Genomic DNA, 16270 nt, shown 5'->3' on the forward strand with positions numbered 1-16270 from the left:
GGCCGCTGCCGTCCCGTACCGCTCTTTGCCTTCGCATGTCCCTGGAGACCCCTGTGACCACCACCTCACCGCCCGCCGCGGGACCGCGGCGGCTGTCCTCCGTCCTGCTCGCGCCAGCCCCGACCAGCGCCCCCGCGCCGAAGGCGCCGCCGGCGCCCGCGGTGCGGTGGGTGCCACTGGCCGTCGCCGCACTGATCGCGGTGGGGCTGAGTGCGTATGTGTTCGCCGCGCACGGCGCCAGGCCGGGTGTCCTGCTGCTGCTCGGCCTCGGGCTCGGCTTCGCCCTCTTCCACTCGAGATTCGGCTTCACCTCGGCCTGGCGGCAGTTGATCGCGGTCGGCAACGGCGCCGGGCTGCGCGCCCACGCGCTGCTGCTCGGTACCACCGCGACCCTCTTCGCACTGATCATCGGCACCGGCACCGGTCTCTTCGGGTCGGTGCCCGCGCCGTCCTCGGGGCCGCTGGGCGTGGCGCTGCTGATCGGCTCGTTCGTCTTCGCGGTCGGGATGCAACTCGGCGGGGCCTGTGCCTCGGGCACGCTGTTCGCCGTGGGCTCAGGGCAGTCGTCGATCGTGCTGACGCTGGGCGGCTTCATCGTGGGCTCGACGCTGGCGGCCTGGCAGTTCGGGCTCTGGAGCACCCTGCCCGCTCTCGACCCGTATGTTCTGTCGGATCACATCGGCTGGTTCGGTTCCTGGGCGGTGACGATCGCGGCGCTGGTGGTGATCGTGGCCGTCTCACGGCTCGTCCAGCGCCGCCGCACTCCCCCGCCGACCGGTGCCGTGCCCTCGGCGCGGGGTGCGGCCGCACGGATCGTGCGCGGCTCCTGGCCGCTGGCCGTGGGCGCCGTCGTCCTTGCGGTGCTGGGCGCGGGCGTGCTGCTCGTGTCCGGTGGCGCATGGGGGGTGACCAGTGCGTTCGCCCTGTGGGGCAGCAAGGTGGTGGGCGCGCTCGGCGGCCACCCGGAGAGCTGGGCCTTCTGGCGCCGGCCCGGGAACGCGCCGATGCTGCACGGTCCGGTGCTCGCGGACAAGACCAGCCTGACCGACATCGGGATCATGATCGGTGCCGCGGTGGCCGCCGCGCTCGGCGGGGCATGGGTGCTGCACCGGGGCATTCCGTGGCGCACCGCCGTGGCGAGCGTGCTCGGCGGCGTCCTGATGGGCGTCGGCGCCCGGATGGCCGGCGGCTGCAACATCGGCGCGTACCTGGCGGGCATCGCCTCCGGCAGCCTGCACGGCTGGGTGTGGGGCGCCTGCGCCTTGGCCGGCACGTGGGCCGGGCTCAAGGTGCGGCCGGTGTTCGGGCTCGCCAACCCGAAGCCGGCGGACGGTATCTGCTGACCGGGGCCCCGTCCCCGGTCCCGGTCCCGGACAGCGCTACGGCGCCCGCGTGGTCCGGTCGGGGACGCGCAGGCGCCGCGCTCAGTTCCGTACGCCGTTGTACGGGACGTCTGTGCCGAGCTGCCGCTCGGCGCTCGGCGCCCCCTCGGGGGCGCGGGGAGCTGGGGGCACCTCCCGCGCCCCTTCAAGGACGCGCCGTGGTGGTCGCGGGCCGAAGAGGGGCCTCAGACCGTCAGCGCCCGGTCCGTGGGCCGGATGGGCGCCGGCAGGTCGCTCGTCCCGGCGAGGAAGCGGTCCACGCTGCGGGCCGCCGAGCGGCCCTCCGCGATCGCCCAGACGATGAGCGACTGGCCCCGCCCCGCGTCGCCGGCGACGAACACGCCCGGCACGTTGGTCTGGAAGTCGGCGTCGCGGGCGATGTTGCCCCGCGCGTCCAGCTCCAGGCCGAACTGGCCGACCAGGCCGTTCTCCTGGTCGGTGCCGGTGAAGCCCATGGCGAGCGTGACGAGCTGTGCGGGGATCCGCCGCTCGGTGCCCTCCTTCGGCGTCAGCTTGCCGTCGATGAACTCGACCTCCGCCAGGTGCAGCCACTGCACATTGCCGTCCTCGTCGCCCTCGAAGTGCGTGGTGGACGCGGAGTAGATGCGCTCGCCGCCCTCCTCGTGGGCGGAGGTCACCTTGTAGAGCAGCGGGAAGGTCGGCCAGGGGTGTGCGGGGCTGCGGTCCTCGCCGGGCCGCGGCATGATCTCCAGCTGGGTGACGGAGGCCGCGCCCTGCCGGTGGGCGGTGCCCACGCAGTCGGCGCCGGTGTCGCCGCCACCGATGACCACGACGTGCTTGCCCTCGGCGCTGATGGGCGAGGTGACGTAGTCGCCCTCCTGCACCTTGTTGGAGAGCGGCAGGTACTCCATGGCCTGGTGGATGCCGTTCAGCTCACGGCCGGGGACGGGCAGGTCGCGGGCGGTGGTGGCGCCGGCGGCGATCACCACCGCGTCGTAGCGGTCGCGCAGCTTCGCCGCGTCGATGTCCCGGCCCACCTCGACGCCGGTGCGGAACTTGGTGCCCTCCGCGCGCATCTGCTCGATGCGGCGGTTGATGTGCCGCTTCTCCATCTTGAACTCGGGGATGCCGTACCGGAGCAGGCCCCCGATGCGGTCGGCGCGCTCGTAGACGGCGACGGTGTGGCCGGCGCGGGTGAGCTGCTGGGCCGCGGCGAGTCCCGCGGGGCCCGAGCCGATCACGGCGACCGTCTTGCCGGAGAGCCGCTCCGGGGCCTGGGGGGCGACCGTGCCGTTCTCCCAGGCCTTGTCGATGATGGAGACCTCGACGTTCTTGATGGTGACCGGCGGCTGGTTGATGCCGAGCACGCACGCCGACTCGCAGGGTGCCGGGCAGAGCCGGCCGGTGAACTCCGGGAAGTTGTTGGTGGCGTGCAGCCGCTCGGAGGCCGCGGCCCAGTCCTCCCGGTAGGCGTAGTCGTTCCACTCGGGGATCAGGTTCCCGAGCGGACAGCCGTTGTGGCAGAACGGGATGCCGCAGTCCATGCAGCGGCTGGCCTGCTTGCTGATGATCGGGAGCAGGGAGCCGGGGACGTAGACCTCGTTCCAGTCCTTGACGCGCTCGTCGACCGGGCGTGCCTGGGCGACCTCGCGGCCGTGGTTGAGAAAGCCCTTGGGATCAGCCATTGGTCGCCGCCTCCATCATCTTCTCGGTGATCTCGGTCTCGGAGAGACCGGCCCGCTCGGCGGCGTCCTTGGCGGCGAGCACTGCCTGGTACGTACTGGGGATGATCTTGCTGAAGCGCTGGACCGCGGTGTCCCAGTCGGCCAGCAGCTTCTCGGCGACCGTGGAGCCCGTCTCCTCCCGGTGCCGGCGCACCACGTCGTGCAGCCACTGCTTGTCGGTGTCGTCCAGCGGGCCCACGGAGGCCAGGTTGCCGGGGTTGACGTTGTTCCGGTCGAGGTCGACGACGTAGGCGATGCCGCCGGACATGCCGGCCGCGAAGTTCCGTCCCGTCGGGCCGAGGACGACCGCGTGGCCGCCGGTCATGTACTCGCAGCCGTGGTCGCCCACGCCCTCGGTGACCACGGTCGCGCCGGAGTTGCGCACACAGCACCGCTCGCCGGTGCGGCCGCGCAGGAACAGCTCGCCGCCGGTCGCGCCGTAGGCGATGGTGTTGCCCGCGATGGTCGAGTACTCGGCGAGGTGGTCGGCCCTGCGGTCCGGGCGGACGATCACCCGGCCGCCCGACAGGCCCTTGCCGACGTAGTCGTTGGCGTCGCCCTCAAGCCGCAGCGTCACACCGCGCGGCAGGAAGGCGCCGAAGGACTGGCCCGCGGAGCCGGTGAAGGTGATGTCGATCGTGTCGTCGGGCAGGCCCGCGCCGCCGAACTTCCTGGTCACCTCGTGGCCGAGCATGGTGCCGACGGTGCGGTTGATGTTGCGGATCGGCACCTGGGCGCGGACCGGCTGGGCCTCCTGACCCGAGCCCGCCGCCAGCGCGTCGGCGGCCAGCCTGATGAGCTCGTTGTCGAGCGCCTTCTGAAGGCCGTGGTCCTGTGCGACCACCCGGTGGCGCACCGCGCCGTCCGGCAGGTCGGGCACGTGCAGCAGCGGCTCCAGGTCGAGCCCCTGCGCCTTCCAGTGGTCGACGGCCCGGGTGAAGTCCAGCGCCTCGGCGTGCCCCACGGCCTCCTCGATGGAGCGGAAGCCCAGCTCGGCCAGGAGCTCGCGGACCTCCTCGGCGATGAACTCGAAGAAGTTCACGACGAACTCGGGCTTGCCGGAGAACCGCTCGCGCAGCACCGGGTTCTGCGTGGCGATGCCGACGGGGCAGGTGTCCAGGTGGCAGACGCGCATCATGACGCAGCCCGAGACGACCAGCGGCGCGGTGGCGAAGCCGAACTCCTCGGCGCCGAGCAACGCGGCGACGACCACGTCGCGGCCGGTCTTGAGCTGGCCGTCGGTCTGCACCACGATCCGGTCGCGCAGCCCGTTGAGCAGCAGCGTCTGCTGGGTCTCGGCGAGGCCCAGCTCCCAGGGGCCGCCCGCGTGCTTGAGCGAGGTGAGCGGCGAGGCACCGGTGCCGCCGTCGTGCCCGGAGATCAGCACCACGTCCGCGTGGGCCTTGGAGACACCCGCGGCGACGGTGCCCACGCCGACCTCGGAGACCAGCTTGACGTGGATCCTGGCCGCCGGATTGGCGTTCTTGAGGTCGTGGATGAGCTGGGCCAGGTCCTCGATGGAGTAGATGTCGTGGTGCGGCGGCGGGGAGATCAGGCCGACGCCTGGCGTCGAGTGCCGGGTCTTCGCCACCCACGGGTACACCTTGTGGCCGGGCAGCTGCCCGCCCTCGCCGGGCTTGGCGCCCTGCGCCATCTTGATCTGGATGTCGTCGGAGTTCACCAGATACTCGCTGGTCACCCCGAACCGCCCGGAGGCGACCTGCTTGATCGAGGAGCGCCGCGCCGGGTCGTACAGGCGGTCCGGGTCCTCACCGCCCTCGCCGGTGTTGGACTTGCCGCCCAACTGGTTCATGGCGATGGCCAGCGTCTCGTGCGCCTCCTTGGAGATGGAGCCGTACGACATGGCGCCCGTGGAGAACCGCTTGACGATCTCGGAGACCGGCTCGACCTCCTCGATCGGGATCGAGGGCCGGTCGGACTTGAAGCCGAACAGGCCGCGCAGCGTCATCAGCCGCTCGGATTGCTCGTTCACCCGGGAGGTGTACTTCTTGAAGATGTCGTAGCGGCGGGAGCGCGTGGAGTGCTGGAGGCGGAAGACCGTCTCCGGGTCGAAGAGGTGCGGCTCGCCCTCGCGGCGCCACTGGTACTCACCGCCGATGTCCAGCGCGCGGTGCGCCGGGGCGATGCCGGAGACCGGGTAGGCCTTGGCGTGCCGGGCGGCGACCTCCTCGGCGATCACGTCGATGCCGACGCCGCCGATCTTCGTGGCGGTGCCGTCGAAGTACTTCGCGACGAACTCCTCGTCGAGACCGACGGCCTCGAAGACCTGCGCGCCCCGGTAGGAGGCGACGGTGGAGATGCCCATCTTGGACATCACCTTCAGAACGCCCTTGCCGAGCGCGTAGATCAGGTTGCGGATGGCCTGCTCGGCCTCGATGCCGGGCAGGAAGGTCCCCGCGCGCACCAGGTCCTCGACGGTCTCCATCGCCAGGTAGGGGTTGACCGCCGCGGCGCCGTAGCCGATGAGCAGCGCGACATGGTGCACCTCACGGACGTCGCCGGCCTCGACCAGCAGGCCGACCTGGGTGCGCTGCCGGGTGCGGATGAGGTGGTGGTGGACGGCCGCGGTGAGCAGCAGCGACGGGATCGGGGCGTGCTCGGCGTCGGAGTGCCGGTCGGAGAGCACGATCAGCCGGGCGCCGCCCTCGATCGCGGCGTCGGCCTCGGCGCAAATCTCCTCGATCCGGGCGGCCAGCGCCTCGCCTCCGCCGCCCACCCGGTACAGGCCGGAGAGGGTCACGGCCTTCATGCCGGGCATGTCGCCGTCGGCGTTGATGTGGATGAGCTTGGCCAGCTCGTCGTTGTCGATCACCGGGAACGGCAGGGTGACGCTGCGACAGGACGCGGCGGTGGGCGCGAGCAGGTTGCCCTGCGGGCCGAGCGAGGAGCGCAGGGAGGTGACCAGCTCCTCCCGGATGGCGTCCAGCGGCGGGTTGGTGACCTGCGCGAAGAGCTGGGTGAAGTAGTCGAAGAGCAGCCGCGGACGGCTGGAGAGCGCGGCGATGGGGGTGTCGGTGCCCATCGAGCCGATCGGCTCGGCCCCGCTCTTCGCCATCGGCGCGAGCAGGATGCGCAGCTCCTCCTCGGTGTAGCCGAAGGTCTGCTGACGGCGGGTGACGGAGGCGTGCGTGTGCACGATGTGCTCGCGCTCGGGCAGGTCCTCCAGCTCGATCTCGCCGGCCTCCAGCCACTCGGCGTACGGCTGCTCGGCGGCGAGGGCGGCCTTGATCTCGTCGTCCTCGATGATGCGGTGCTCGGCGGTGTCCACGAGGAACATCCGGCCGGGCTGGAGGCGGCCCTTGCGGACCACCCTGGCCGGGTCGATGTCGAGCACGCCGACCTCGGAGCCCAGCACGACCAGGCCGTCGTCGGTGACCCAGTAGCGGCCGGGGCGCAGGCCGTTGCGGTCGAGCACCGCGCCGACCTGGGTGCCGTCGGTGAAGGAGACGCAGGCCGGACCGTCCCAGGGCTCCATCAGGGTGGAGTGGTACTGGTAGAAGGCGCGCCGGGCCGGGTCCATGGCGGGGTGGTTCTCCCACGCCTCCGGGATCATCATCAGCACGGCGTGCGGCAGCGGGCGGCCGCCGAGGTGGAGCAGCTCCAGGACCTCGTCGAAGGTGGCCGAGTCGGAGGCGCCCGGGGTGCACACCGGGAAGATGCGGTCGAGTTCGCCGTCCCCGAAGAGGTCGGAGGCGAGCTGCGACTCACGGGCCCGCATCCAGTTGCGGTTGCCCATGACGGTGTTGATCTCGCCGTTGTGCGCGACGAAGCGGTACGGGTGGGCGAGCGGCCAGCTCGGGAACGTGTTCGTGGAGAACCGCGAGTGCACCAGCGCGATCGCGGAGGAGAACCGGCGGTCCGACAGGTCGGGGAAGAACGGCTCCAGCTGCCCCGTGGTGAGCATGCCCTTGTACACGACGGTGCGTGCGGACAGCGACGGGAAGTAGACGCCGGCCTCCCGCTCGGCGCGCTTGCGCAGCACGAAGGCCTTGCGGTCCAGCTCGATGCCGCGGGCCGCTCCAGCCGCGTCGGCGACGAAGAGCTGGCGGAAGGCGGGCATCGTGGAGCGGGCGGTGACGCCCAGCATGTCGGGGGCGACGGGGACATCGCGCCAGCCCAGCACGGCGAGGCCCTCGTCGGCGGCGAGGGTCTCGATGTGGGCGACGGCCTTCGCGGCGGCGTCCACGGTGGCCACGCCCGGCTCGGCACCGGCCGGGTCGGTGGCGGCGCCCGCGTCGGTGGCGGCGCCGGCGCGGGGCAGGAACGCGATGCCGACGGCGTAGGCCCCGGCCTCGGGCAGAGCGAAGTCGGTGACCTCACGCAGGAACGCGTCCGGTACCTGGCAGAGCAGGCCGGCGCCGTCCCCCGTGTCGGGCTCGGAGCCGGTGGCACCCCGGTGCTCCAGGTTCCGCAGCACGGTCAGCGCCTGCTCGACCAGCGTATGGCTCGCCTCTCCGGTGAGGGTGGCGACGAAACCGACACCACAGGCGTCGTGCTCGTGGCGAGGGTCGTACATGCCCTGGGCGGCGGGGCGTGCGTCCATGGCCCCCCAGAGGGAAGGCGCATGGGGCGCGGAATGCTGGGACGGCTGGCGCGGCGTACGCATCGGCTCTCCCGTCGTCGTCGTGGCTATGGGCACCTCCCAGACCAGGTCCGGGGTGCGGATGCCGAGGGACGACTCTGGCCCTCCGCGGAAATTTCGTGCAGGTTACATGATGAAACGCTTTCCGGAAATCGGATGATGCGTTCCAACATGCGGACATCGCCCGGTGAGCGGCGGGGTGCCGGTCAAGGCGATGCAAGGGGTATCCGTGCGGAGCCGTGGGGCGGACGCCCACAGGTTCCGCGCCGACTGCCCTATCGAGGCGGATGCCGACGACGCGGACGGATACCCGCTGGTATGTACAGGACGGACACTTACTGGCTGACAGACCCGGTTGTGGTACGGCAGGCCGATGAGGCTTCTCAGGGGTGGACCCGTGCGAGCAGATCAGTGCCCGTCGGCCCGGTGCTCGACGAGCTTCGTTGCCCGCCAGCGCTTATCGCTCATGCCCAGGGGTCAGCACATTGAAACCGTCAGGTAACAGCTAACTGCACAGCCACACGCATGGGAGCACCGGGAGACCAGGCCAGCCCCTTATCCTACGGCCGCGCCGAAGAGTGTGCCCAGGGCGTAGGTCACACCGGCGGCGGCGCCGCCCAGGGCGAGCTGGCGCAGGCCGCTGAACCACCAGGACCGCGCGGTGACCCGGGCCACCACGGCGCCGCAGCCGAAGAGGCCGAGCAGGGCCAGCAGCACGGCGGGCCACAGGGCGGTGGCGCCGAGCAGGTACGGCAGGACGGGCAGCAGGGCGCCCAGGGCGAAGGAGCCGAAGGAGGACGCTGCGGCGACGGCCGGCGAGGGCAGGTCGCCGGGGTCGATGCCCAGCTCCTCCCTGGCGTGGATCTCCAGGGCCTGCTCGGGGTCCTTGGAGAGTTGGCGGGCGACCTCGCGGGCCAGCTCGGGCTCGACGCCGCGGGCCCGGTAGAGCGCGGCGAGTTCCTCCTCCTCGTCCATGGGGTTGCCGAGCAGCTCCCGGCGCTCCACGTCGAGCTCGGCCTCGACCAGCTCGCGCTGGGAGGCGACGGAGGTGTACTCGCCCGCGGCCATCGAGAACGCGCCGGCGGCGAGGCCGGCCAGGCCGGTGATGACGATGGTGTGCGGGGAGACGGCTCCGCCGGCCACGCCCGTCATCAGGGCGAGGTTCGAGACCAGGCCGTCCATCGCGCCGAACACCGCGGGGCGCAGCCAGCCACCGTTCACATCGCGGTGCGTGTGGTTGTCGCGATGCGCTTCGTGCAGCGTGGCCTCGGTGTCAATGATGGACATCCGCCCACCGCTCCTCTCCTGTGCGCCGGGGGTCTTCGTCCGAGCTGGGGCCCGGCGCCCCCCGCTGTCCCCCTCCGGCACCCTCGAAAGTACGCACGAAAAGGAGTTGCCGCCAGCAAGGAAGGCCGTACTTACCTGCGCAAACGCTCCGCGCCGAGCCGAGGGTCCGGGGTCACCCGGCACGGCGAGCGACTGCCCGGCTACCGCCGGGGGCTCCGGCTCCACCGGGGGGCGCCTCCGCCGAGGGTCCGGCTCCACCGGAGGTCCGGCTTCGCCGGCGGCTCAGGCTGCGCCGGCGGTGGCCTTACGCGGGGTTCGGCACCGCCGGACCATCACGTCGTGGCTGATCTCCGTCGCGGCGGAAGGGGTGGCCGAGGGCCGACAGGGGAAGGTGAGCTCCCGCCCACCGAGCGTTACGCCGGGTTCTGCACCGCCGGACTACCACCTCGTGGCTGATCGACGTCGCGGCGGAGAGGGAGCCGGAGGTCGAGTGGGTGATGGATCGCCGCCGCGGCGCAGAGGTGGCCGAGGACCGGGGCCGGTGGGTGGCGGCTCGACGGTCCCCGGCAGGGGCGCGGGGAACTGCGCGACCAGCCCCCACCGACCAGCAGAACGAACACAACCGCAAGAACCCTCGGCGAAGCCCACAGGGGCGCGGGGAACTACGTGATCAACCCCCGCCGGCCGGTGGCCCGGAACGAAACCGCGAGGGGCTCACAGTTCCGCCCCTGCGGGGTGCCGCTCAGGGCTTGGGCTTGGCCGAGTCGGCCATGGAGTCGGGGGACTCCGCAGAGGCCTCGGAGGTCCCGGGGACCGGGGAGGCCCCGGAGGCCCCGGAGGCCCCGGAGACCTCGGATGCCCCGGAAGCGGAAGCCTCCGCCGAACCGGGCGCATCCGGCCCCGAAGGGGAAGCCACGCCCGGCTCCACGACCTTCTCACGCCCAGGCCGCACCCGCGCAGACACCACCAGGTACACCACAGCAGCGAGGAAAATGATGATCGCGGTCCACTCGTTCAACCGCAGACCCAGCACATGATGCGCCTCGTCCACCCGCAGGTACTCCGTGCCGGCCCGCCCCACGCAGTACGCCGCGACATACAGCGCCAGCGCACGCCCGTGCCCCAGCCGGAAACGCCGGTCGGCCCAGATGACCAGCAGCGCCACGAGGACGCACCACAGCGACTCGTACAGGAACGTGGGGTGGTAGTAGCCCGGCACCCGGCCGTCCGCCGTCGACGTGATCTTCAGCGCCCACGGCAGATCGGTCTTGCGCCCGTACAGCTCCTGGTTGAACCAGTTGCCCCAGCGCCCGCAGGCCTGCGCCAGCGCCACTCCGGGCGCGACCGCGTCGGCCCACGCGGGCAGCGGGATGCCCCGCCTGCGGCAGCCGATCCACGCACCCACCGCGCCCAGCGCGATGGCACCCCAGATCCCGAGGCCGCCCTGCCAGATCTTGAAGGCGTCGACCCAGTCGCGGCCGGGGCTGAAGTACAGCTCGTAGTCGGTGATGACGTGGTAGAGCCGGCCGCCGACCAGACCGAACGGCACCGCCCACACCGCGATGTCGGCCACGGTGCCGGGGGCCCCGCCGCGGGCGATCCAGCGGCGGTTGCCGACCCAGACGGCCACGAAGACACCGATGATGATGCAGAACGCGTAGCCGCGCAGCGGAATGGGGCCGAGATACAGCACACCGCGCGACGGGCTGGGGATGAAAGCTAGGTCCATGGCAGGTCTGACGCTACCTTGCCTGACCCTGCTGACGGCAACCCGACCGGCTACGGCTCCATAACGGGCCCCGCCCGCTCGCCCCGCCCTTGGACCGCTCGCCCCGCCCTTGGACCGCTCGCCCCGCCTTGGACCGATGGACCGCTGGCTCCTCCCCCGGCCCCGCTCCGGGCGCACGGGGAGGCCAGGAAGGCCAGGAAGGCCGGGAAAGCCAGGAAGGCCGGACCCTCGGCGCGCCGGGCCCGCCCGCACGCCGCAAGCCACACGCCCGCCGCACGCCGCGTACCCGCCCGGCCGCCGACCGCCCGCCGCCGGCCGCCCCGTGCCTACCTGTCCGCCGCCTCCACCATCTGCCGCAGCTTCTGCGGGGTCAGGGGGTTGTTCTGGTCGCCGAAGACGTTCTTGCCGTTGAGGAGGATGGTCGGGGTGCCCTGGAAGGTGCTGTCCTGGAAGGCCTGGTTGGACTTGGCGACCCAGCTGTTGTGCGTGCCGTCCTCGACGCACTTGCGGAAGGCGGGGGTGCTCAGGCCGCTGACCTTGCCGGCGAGCCGGATGAGGGTGCCGTTGTCCGCGTAGCCGTCCTGGGTCTCGGGGGGCTGGTTCTCGTAGAGGACGTCGTGGTACTGGGAGAACCTGCCCGCTTCCTGGGCGCAGGCCGCGGCGTTGGCGGCGTGCAGGGAGCCGCTTCCGCCGGCGTTGTCGTCGATGAGCGTGACCAGGTGGTACTGGATCTTGAGCTGGCCGCTTCCCGTCAGGTCGTGGAGCGTGGGGCGGAAGGTGGTCTCGAACTGCTTGCACGCCGGGCAGCGGAAGTCCTCCCAGACGGTGAGCGTGGACTTCGCGCTCTCCCGGCCGGCGGGGATGGCGAGCCCGCCCTTGCCGACGGCTCCCTTGGGGGCGATGACGGGCCCCGCGGAGTCGCTCTTGTCACCGCCGGCATTGGCCGCCAGCACCCCCACCGCGGCGGCCAGCCCCATGATGCAGACCACGGCCGCGCCCACGAGCAGCGTCCGCCGCCGCTTCTCGCGTGACTTGAGCTGCTCCCGCTCGGCCGCCAGCCGCTCACGGGCCGTGCGCTTCCCCTTACCGTTCTTGTCGTTCACACCCCGCAAACGACCCGGGGAGGCACCTGCGTGCCTCCCCGGTGCCAGGTCCACCCGGACGGGTTACCAGCGCCCGCGCACGCCCTCGGCGAGCTCCCCCGCGAGCGCCCTGACCGCCGCCACGCCGGCCTGCTGGTCCGGTGCGTCCAGCATCCGTTTGACGAAGGCGGAACCCACGATGACGCCGTCCGCGAAGCCCGCGACCTCGGCGGCCTGCGCGGCGTCGGAGACCCCGAGGCCGACGCAGACGGGCAGCTCGGTGGCCGCCCTGGTGCGCCGCACCAGGTCCTCCGCCTGGGCGCCCACGGACTCCCGGGTGCCGGTGACGCCCATCAGCGAGGCCGCGTAGACGAAGCCCGTGCCCGCCGCGCCGATCGTGGCGAGTCGGGCGTCCCGGCTGCTGGGGGCGACGACGAAGACGGTGGCGAGGTCGTGCTTGGCGGCGTGCTCCCGCCAGGTCGCCGACTCCTGGACCGGCAGGTCGGGCAGGATGCAGCCGGCGCCGCCCGCCTCGGCCAGCTCCGCCGTGAAGCGCTCGATGCCGTACCGGTCGATGGGGTTCCAGTACGTCATCACCAGGACCGGTTTGCCGGTCGCCCGGTGGGCCTCGCGGACCGTGCGCATCACGTCCGCGATCCGCACGCCGCCGCGCAGCGCGATGTCGTCGGCGGTCTGGATGACGGGGCCGTCGAGCACGGGGTCGCTGTGCGGCAGGCCCACCTCCATGATGTCGGCGCCGCCCTCCAGGACGGCGGTGATGGCCTCGATGCCCCCGTCGACGGTCGGGAATCCGGCGGGCAGGTAGGCGATGAGGGCGGACCTGTCCTCCGCCTTGGCGCGGGCGAGCGCGTCGTTCAGCAGCTGGATGTTCCCGCTCACCGGGCGTCCCCCTCGATCTCGGCGGCGTCGCCGCGGCCCGCGGAGGCGTCGGCCTCGACGGCCGCGTCCGCGTCGTACAGGTTGAAGTAGCGGGCTGCGGTGTCCATGTCCTTGTCCCCGCGTCCGGAGAGGTTGACGACGATCAGCCCGTCCGGGCCGAGCTCGCGGCCCACGTCCAGGGCCCCGGCCAGGGCGTGGGCGCTCTCGATGGCCGGGATGATGCCCTCCGTCCGGGAGAGCAGCCGCAGGGCCTGCATCGCCTGGTCGTCGGTGACGGCGCGGTACTCGCCGCGTCCGCTGTCCTTGAGGAAGGCGTGCTCGGGTCCGATGCCCGGGTAGTCGAGCCCGGCGGAGATCGAGTACGGCTCGGTGATCTGGCCCTCGTCGTCCTGGAGGACGTAGGAGCGGGAGCCGTGCAGGATGCCGGGCTCCCCCGCGGTGAGGGTCGCGGCGTGCTCGCCGGTGGCGATGCCGTGGCCCGCGGGCTCGCAGCCGATCAGGCGGACGTCCGGGTCGGGCAGGAAGGCGTGGAAGAGGCCGATGGCGTTGGAGCCGCCGCCGACGCAGGCCACCGCGGCGTCCGGCAGGCGGCCGGCGCGCTCCTGGAGCTGGCGGCGGGCCTCGACGCCGATGACGCGGTGGAAGTCGCGGACCATGGCCGGGAAGGGGTGCGGTCCCGCCACCGTGCCGAACAGGTAGTGGGTGTGGTCGACGTTGGCGACCCAGTCACGGAACGCCTCGTTGATGGCGTCCTTGAGGGTCCTGGAACCGGATTTGACGGCGATGACCTCGGCTCCGAGCATGCGCATCCGGGCGACGTTCAGCGCCTGGCGCTCGGTGTCGATCTCGCCCATGTAGATGGTGCAGTCGAGGCCGAAGAGGGCGCAGGCGGTGGCGGTGGCCACGCCGTGCTGCCCGGCGCCGGTCTCGGCGATGACGCGGGTCTTGCCCATCCGGCGGGTGAGGAGGGCCTGCCCCAGCACGTTGTTGATCTTGTGCGAGCCGGTGTGGTTGAGATCCTCGCGCTTGAGGAAGACCCGGGCGCCGCCGGCGTGCTCGGCGAACCTGGGGACCTCGGTGAGGGCGCTGGGGCGGCCGGTGTAGTTCACGAGCAGGTCGTCGAGCTCGGCGCCGAACGCCGGGTCGGACTTGGCCTTGTCGTACTCGACGGCGACCTCGTCGACGGCGGCGACGAGGGCCTCCGGGATGAACGTGCCGCCGAAGGCGCCGAAGTAGCCCTCGGCGCTCGGGGTCTGCCCCGACAGGTCGGGGAAGAAGTGGTTGCTTGGCATGTGGGATGACCTCACGGTGCCTTCGCAGGGGCTTCGCCCCTGGAAACGGGTTGACTGTGTCGTTCGGCTGAGTGGGCTTGTCCGCGACGGCGGTGCCGCGGTTCCCGGGGCGTCTCCGGCGCGGCGGACGGTCCACCCAGCCCTGACCGTTGCCGCACGGAGCCTGCGCTGATCCCGGTGCCACCGGGCCTCGCGAGGCCGCCGCCGCACCACTGCCGCGGGAGCGGGGAGCACGGTGGAGGGCGGCTTCCCTCCCCCGGTCCCGTCCCACCTGCGGTGGCTCCCCTGCCACCGCACCCCGCCGTCTCGGCTGGGTACCGCGACGGGAATCAGGGGTGCCGTGGCAGGAGAGGAGGCGCCCGGTACGAGGACGCGTCCGCGGCTGGCTCCGCGACGTGGCCCGGGGCGGCTCGAAGCGCGTGGCCGGGCATGGCCGGGTCGGCGCAGCCGGCTCCGGCGTCCCGGGGTCAGCGGTGGTGGCCCCGGGGGTGGGGCCATCGCATGCCGTTGACCTGGCCCGGTTCGTCGCCGATCACATAACGGACGCGGCGGCCGTGCACACGCCGCGCCGGGGCCCGGCAGCCGCGCGGCCGGCAGCCGCGGGCGAGGCGGGCGTAGGGATCGCGTGCCGCCCCGGAGCCCGGGCCGGCGCACCGGCCGGGCTCGGCCGTGCGGAACAGCCCGTCGCTCGACGGGTCCTGGACCGCGGGGGTGAACGGGACGGCGGGCACGGGACGTCAGCCCCTTCCGTGCCGCAGCGCGGGGTGCTCGCCCGCGGCAACGAGGTCGGAGACCGCGGCCTTGGGGTCCTTGCCGGTGACCAGCGACTCGCCGACCAGGACGGCGTCGGCGCCGGCGTTCGCGTAGGCGATCAGGTCGTGCGGCCCGCGGACGCCCGACTCGGCGACCTTGACGATGCCCGGCGGGACCTCCGGGGCGACCCGCTCGAAGGTCGACCTGTCGACTTCCAGCGTCTTCAGGTTGCGGGCGTTGATGCCGATGACCTTGGCGCCGGCCGCCACGGCACGCTCGACCTCCTCCTCGTCGTGCGCCTCGACGAGCGGGGTGAGCCCGATGGACACCGCGCGCTCGACCAGCGACTCCAGGGCGGGCTGCTCCAGAGCGGCGACGATCAGCAGCGCGAGGTCCGCCCCGTGGGCGCGCGCCTCCCAGAGCTGGTACGACGTGACGATGAAGTCCTTGCGCAGCACGGGGATGTCGACCGTGGCGCGGACGGCCTCCAGGTCGGCGAGGGTGCCGCCGAACCTGCGCCGCTCGGTCAGCACCGAGATGACGGAGGCGCCTCCGGCCTCGTAGTCCGCGGCCAGCGCCGCGGGGTCGGCGATCGCGGCCAGCGCGCCCTTGGAGGGGCTGGACCGCTTGACCTCGCAGATCACCTTCACACCGGGGCCCCGCAGGGCCGCGATGCCGTCCCGGGCCTGGGGAGCCCGCTTCGCGTGCTCCTTGAGCTCGTCGAGGCTGACACGCGCCTGCCGCTCCGCGAGGTCGGCACGGACCCCCTCGATGATCTCGTCGAGCACACTCACGCGCGCTGTCCCCTCTCAGACGGCTTTCCGGCGGCCACCCGTGCCCTTGCCGCGGACCGGCGGCGGTCCCGCGGACCGGCGGCGGTCCTGCGGACCGGCAGCCGAAGATCGAAATTGTGTCCCGGATCACCCCTGCATGGGGCAACCCGTCGGTCTCTGTGATGGTATCCGCAGCGCGGTCCAGACCTCGCACCTGGGCCGGGGAAGGCTCGCCACCTGGCTGTTCCGCGGATGGTCGAAAACTGACGGTCAAGGATGGAGCCAGCCGCCGAAGGGAAGGTTCCGGACCACCGTGAAGACGGTGAGCAGCACCCCGAGCGTCCAGAGGCGCCCATGCCGGAGCACGGGCGCCCACGCCCGCCCCTGCGCCGTTCTCACCACCCATACACCCCAGAACACCACAAGGAGCCCGTACCCGGCGACCGCCGCGGCGTTGGCGGCGAGCGCGCCGGGCAGGTCGCCGTGCACCAGGGCGTGGGCGCTGCGCAGGCCCCCGCAGCCGGGGCACCACAGGCCGGTGAACTGCCGCAACGGGCATACGGGGTAGTGGCCGGGCTCGTTCGGATCGACGGCGCCCATATAGGCGAGGGCAGCGGCGGCGGGGACCAGCGCACCCAGGGGCGTGACGAGGCGCCGGAGGGCGGCGGGGCCCTGGGTGGAGCGCCCGGAGGCGGAGCGGAGCCGTGCGCGGTGGGCGGGTACTCCTGGAGGCCGGGCAGTGGGGCGTCCGGGGGCGCCGTGGGACGGGGCGGGGCGCCGTGAG

The 16270-nt window shown here is 72.6% G+C and carries 11 protein-coding genes; 1 reads left to right on the forward strand and 10 read right to left on the reverse strand.

What is annotated here, in order from left to right; genetic code table 11:
* Positions 1-35: 35 nt before the first annotated feature.
* Complete coding sequence (locus ACSMXW_RS06210) at positions 36-1343, forward strand: YeeE/YedE family protein (protein WP_485804457.1); 1308 nt, start codon at positions 36-38, stop codon at positions 1341-1343.
* 224 nt (positions 1344-1567) lie between these two features.
* Here ACSMXW_RS06210 and ACSMXW_RS06215 read toward each other — a convergent pair whose 3' ends face one another.
* The 10 genes from ACSMXW_RS06215 to ACSMXW_RS06260 all read right to left on the reverse strand — a co-directional run bounded on the left by ACSMXW_RS06215 (position 1568) and on the right by ACSMXW_RS06260 (position 16086).
* The gene (locus ACSMXW_RS06215; RefSeq protein WP_485804458.1) at positions 1568-3028 is read right to left on the reverse strand and encodes a glutamate synthase subunit beta; all 1461 of its coding nucleotides are present in this window, start codon (positions 3026-3028) and stop codon (positions 1568-1570) included.
* Complete coding sequence (gene gltB / locus ACSMXW_RS06220) at positions 3021-7694, reverse strand: glutamate synthase large subunit (protein ID WP_485804459.1); 4674 nt, start codon at positions 7692-7694, stop codon at positions 3021-3023. The genes ACSMXW_RS06215 and gltB overlap by 8 nt, the downstream gene beginning before the upstream one ends.
* Before the next feature lie 531 nt (positions 7695-8225).
* Complete coding sequence (locus ACSMXW_RS06225) at positions 8226-8957, reverse strand: VIT1/CCC1 transporter family protein (RefSeq protein WP_485804460.1); 732 nt, start codon at positions 8955-8957, stop codon at positions 8226-8228.
* Between the two features lie 742 nt (positions 8958-9699).
* On the reverse strand, positions 9700-10686 hold the full coding sequence (gene lgt / locus ACSMXW_RS06230) for a prolipoprotein diacylglyceryl transferase (protein WP_485804461.1): 987 nt from the start codon (positions 10684-10686) through the stop codon (positions 9700-9702).
* Between the two features lie 326 nt (positions 10687-11012).
* The gene (locus ACSMXW_RS06235) at positions 11013-11789 is read right to left on the reverse strand and encodes a DsbA family protein (RefSeq protein WP_485804462.1); all 777 of its coding nucleotides are present in this window, start codon (positions 11787-11789) and stop codon (positions 11013-11015) included.
* 63 nt (positions 11790-11852) lie between these two features.
* Complete coding sequence (trpA, locus tag ACSMXW_RS06240; protein ID WP_485804463.1) at positions 11853-12668, reverse strand: tryptophan synthase subunit alpha; 816 nt, start codon at positions 12666-12668, stop codon at positions 11853-11855.
* Positions 12665-13960: a tryptophan synthase subunit beta gene (gene trpB / locus ACSMXW_RS06245; protein ID WP_485804464.1), complete on the reverse strand. Its 1296-nt coding sequence runs from the start codon at positions 13958-13960 to the stop codon at positions 12665-12667. The genes trpA and trpB overlap by 4 nt, the downstream gene beginning before the upstream one ends.
* A gap of 467 nt (positions 13961-14427) precedes the next feature.
* Positions 14428-14640 (reverse strand): tryptophan biosynthesis modulator TrpM, encoded by a 213-nt coding sequence (gene trpM, locus ACSMXW_RS06250; RefSeq protein ID WP_485807846.1) that lies wholly within the window; start codon positions 14638-14640, stop codon positions 14428-14430.
* Between the two features lie 57 nt (positions 14641-14697).
* Complete coding sequence (trpC, locus tag ACSMXW_RS06255; RefSeq protein WP_485804465.1) at positions 14698-15507, reverse strand: indole-3-glycerol phosphate synthase TrpC; 810 nt, start codon at positions 15505-15507, stop codon at positions 14698-14700.
* A gap of 249 nt (positions 15508-15756) precedes the next feature.
* Entirely contained in the window at positions 15757-16086 is a 330-nt protein-coding gene (locus ACSMXW_RS06260) for a DUF2752 domain-containing protein (RefSeq protein ID WP_485804466.1), read from the reverse strand.
* Positions 16087-16270 lie beyond the last annotated feature (184 nt).

The organism is Streptomyces sp. DSM 116793 (assembly GCF_057320905.1).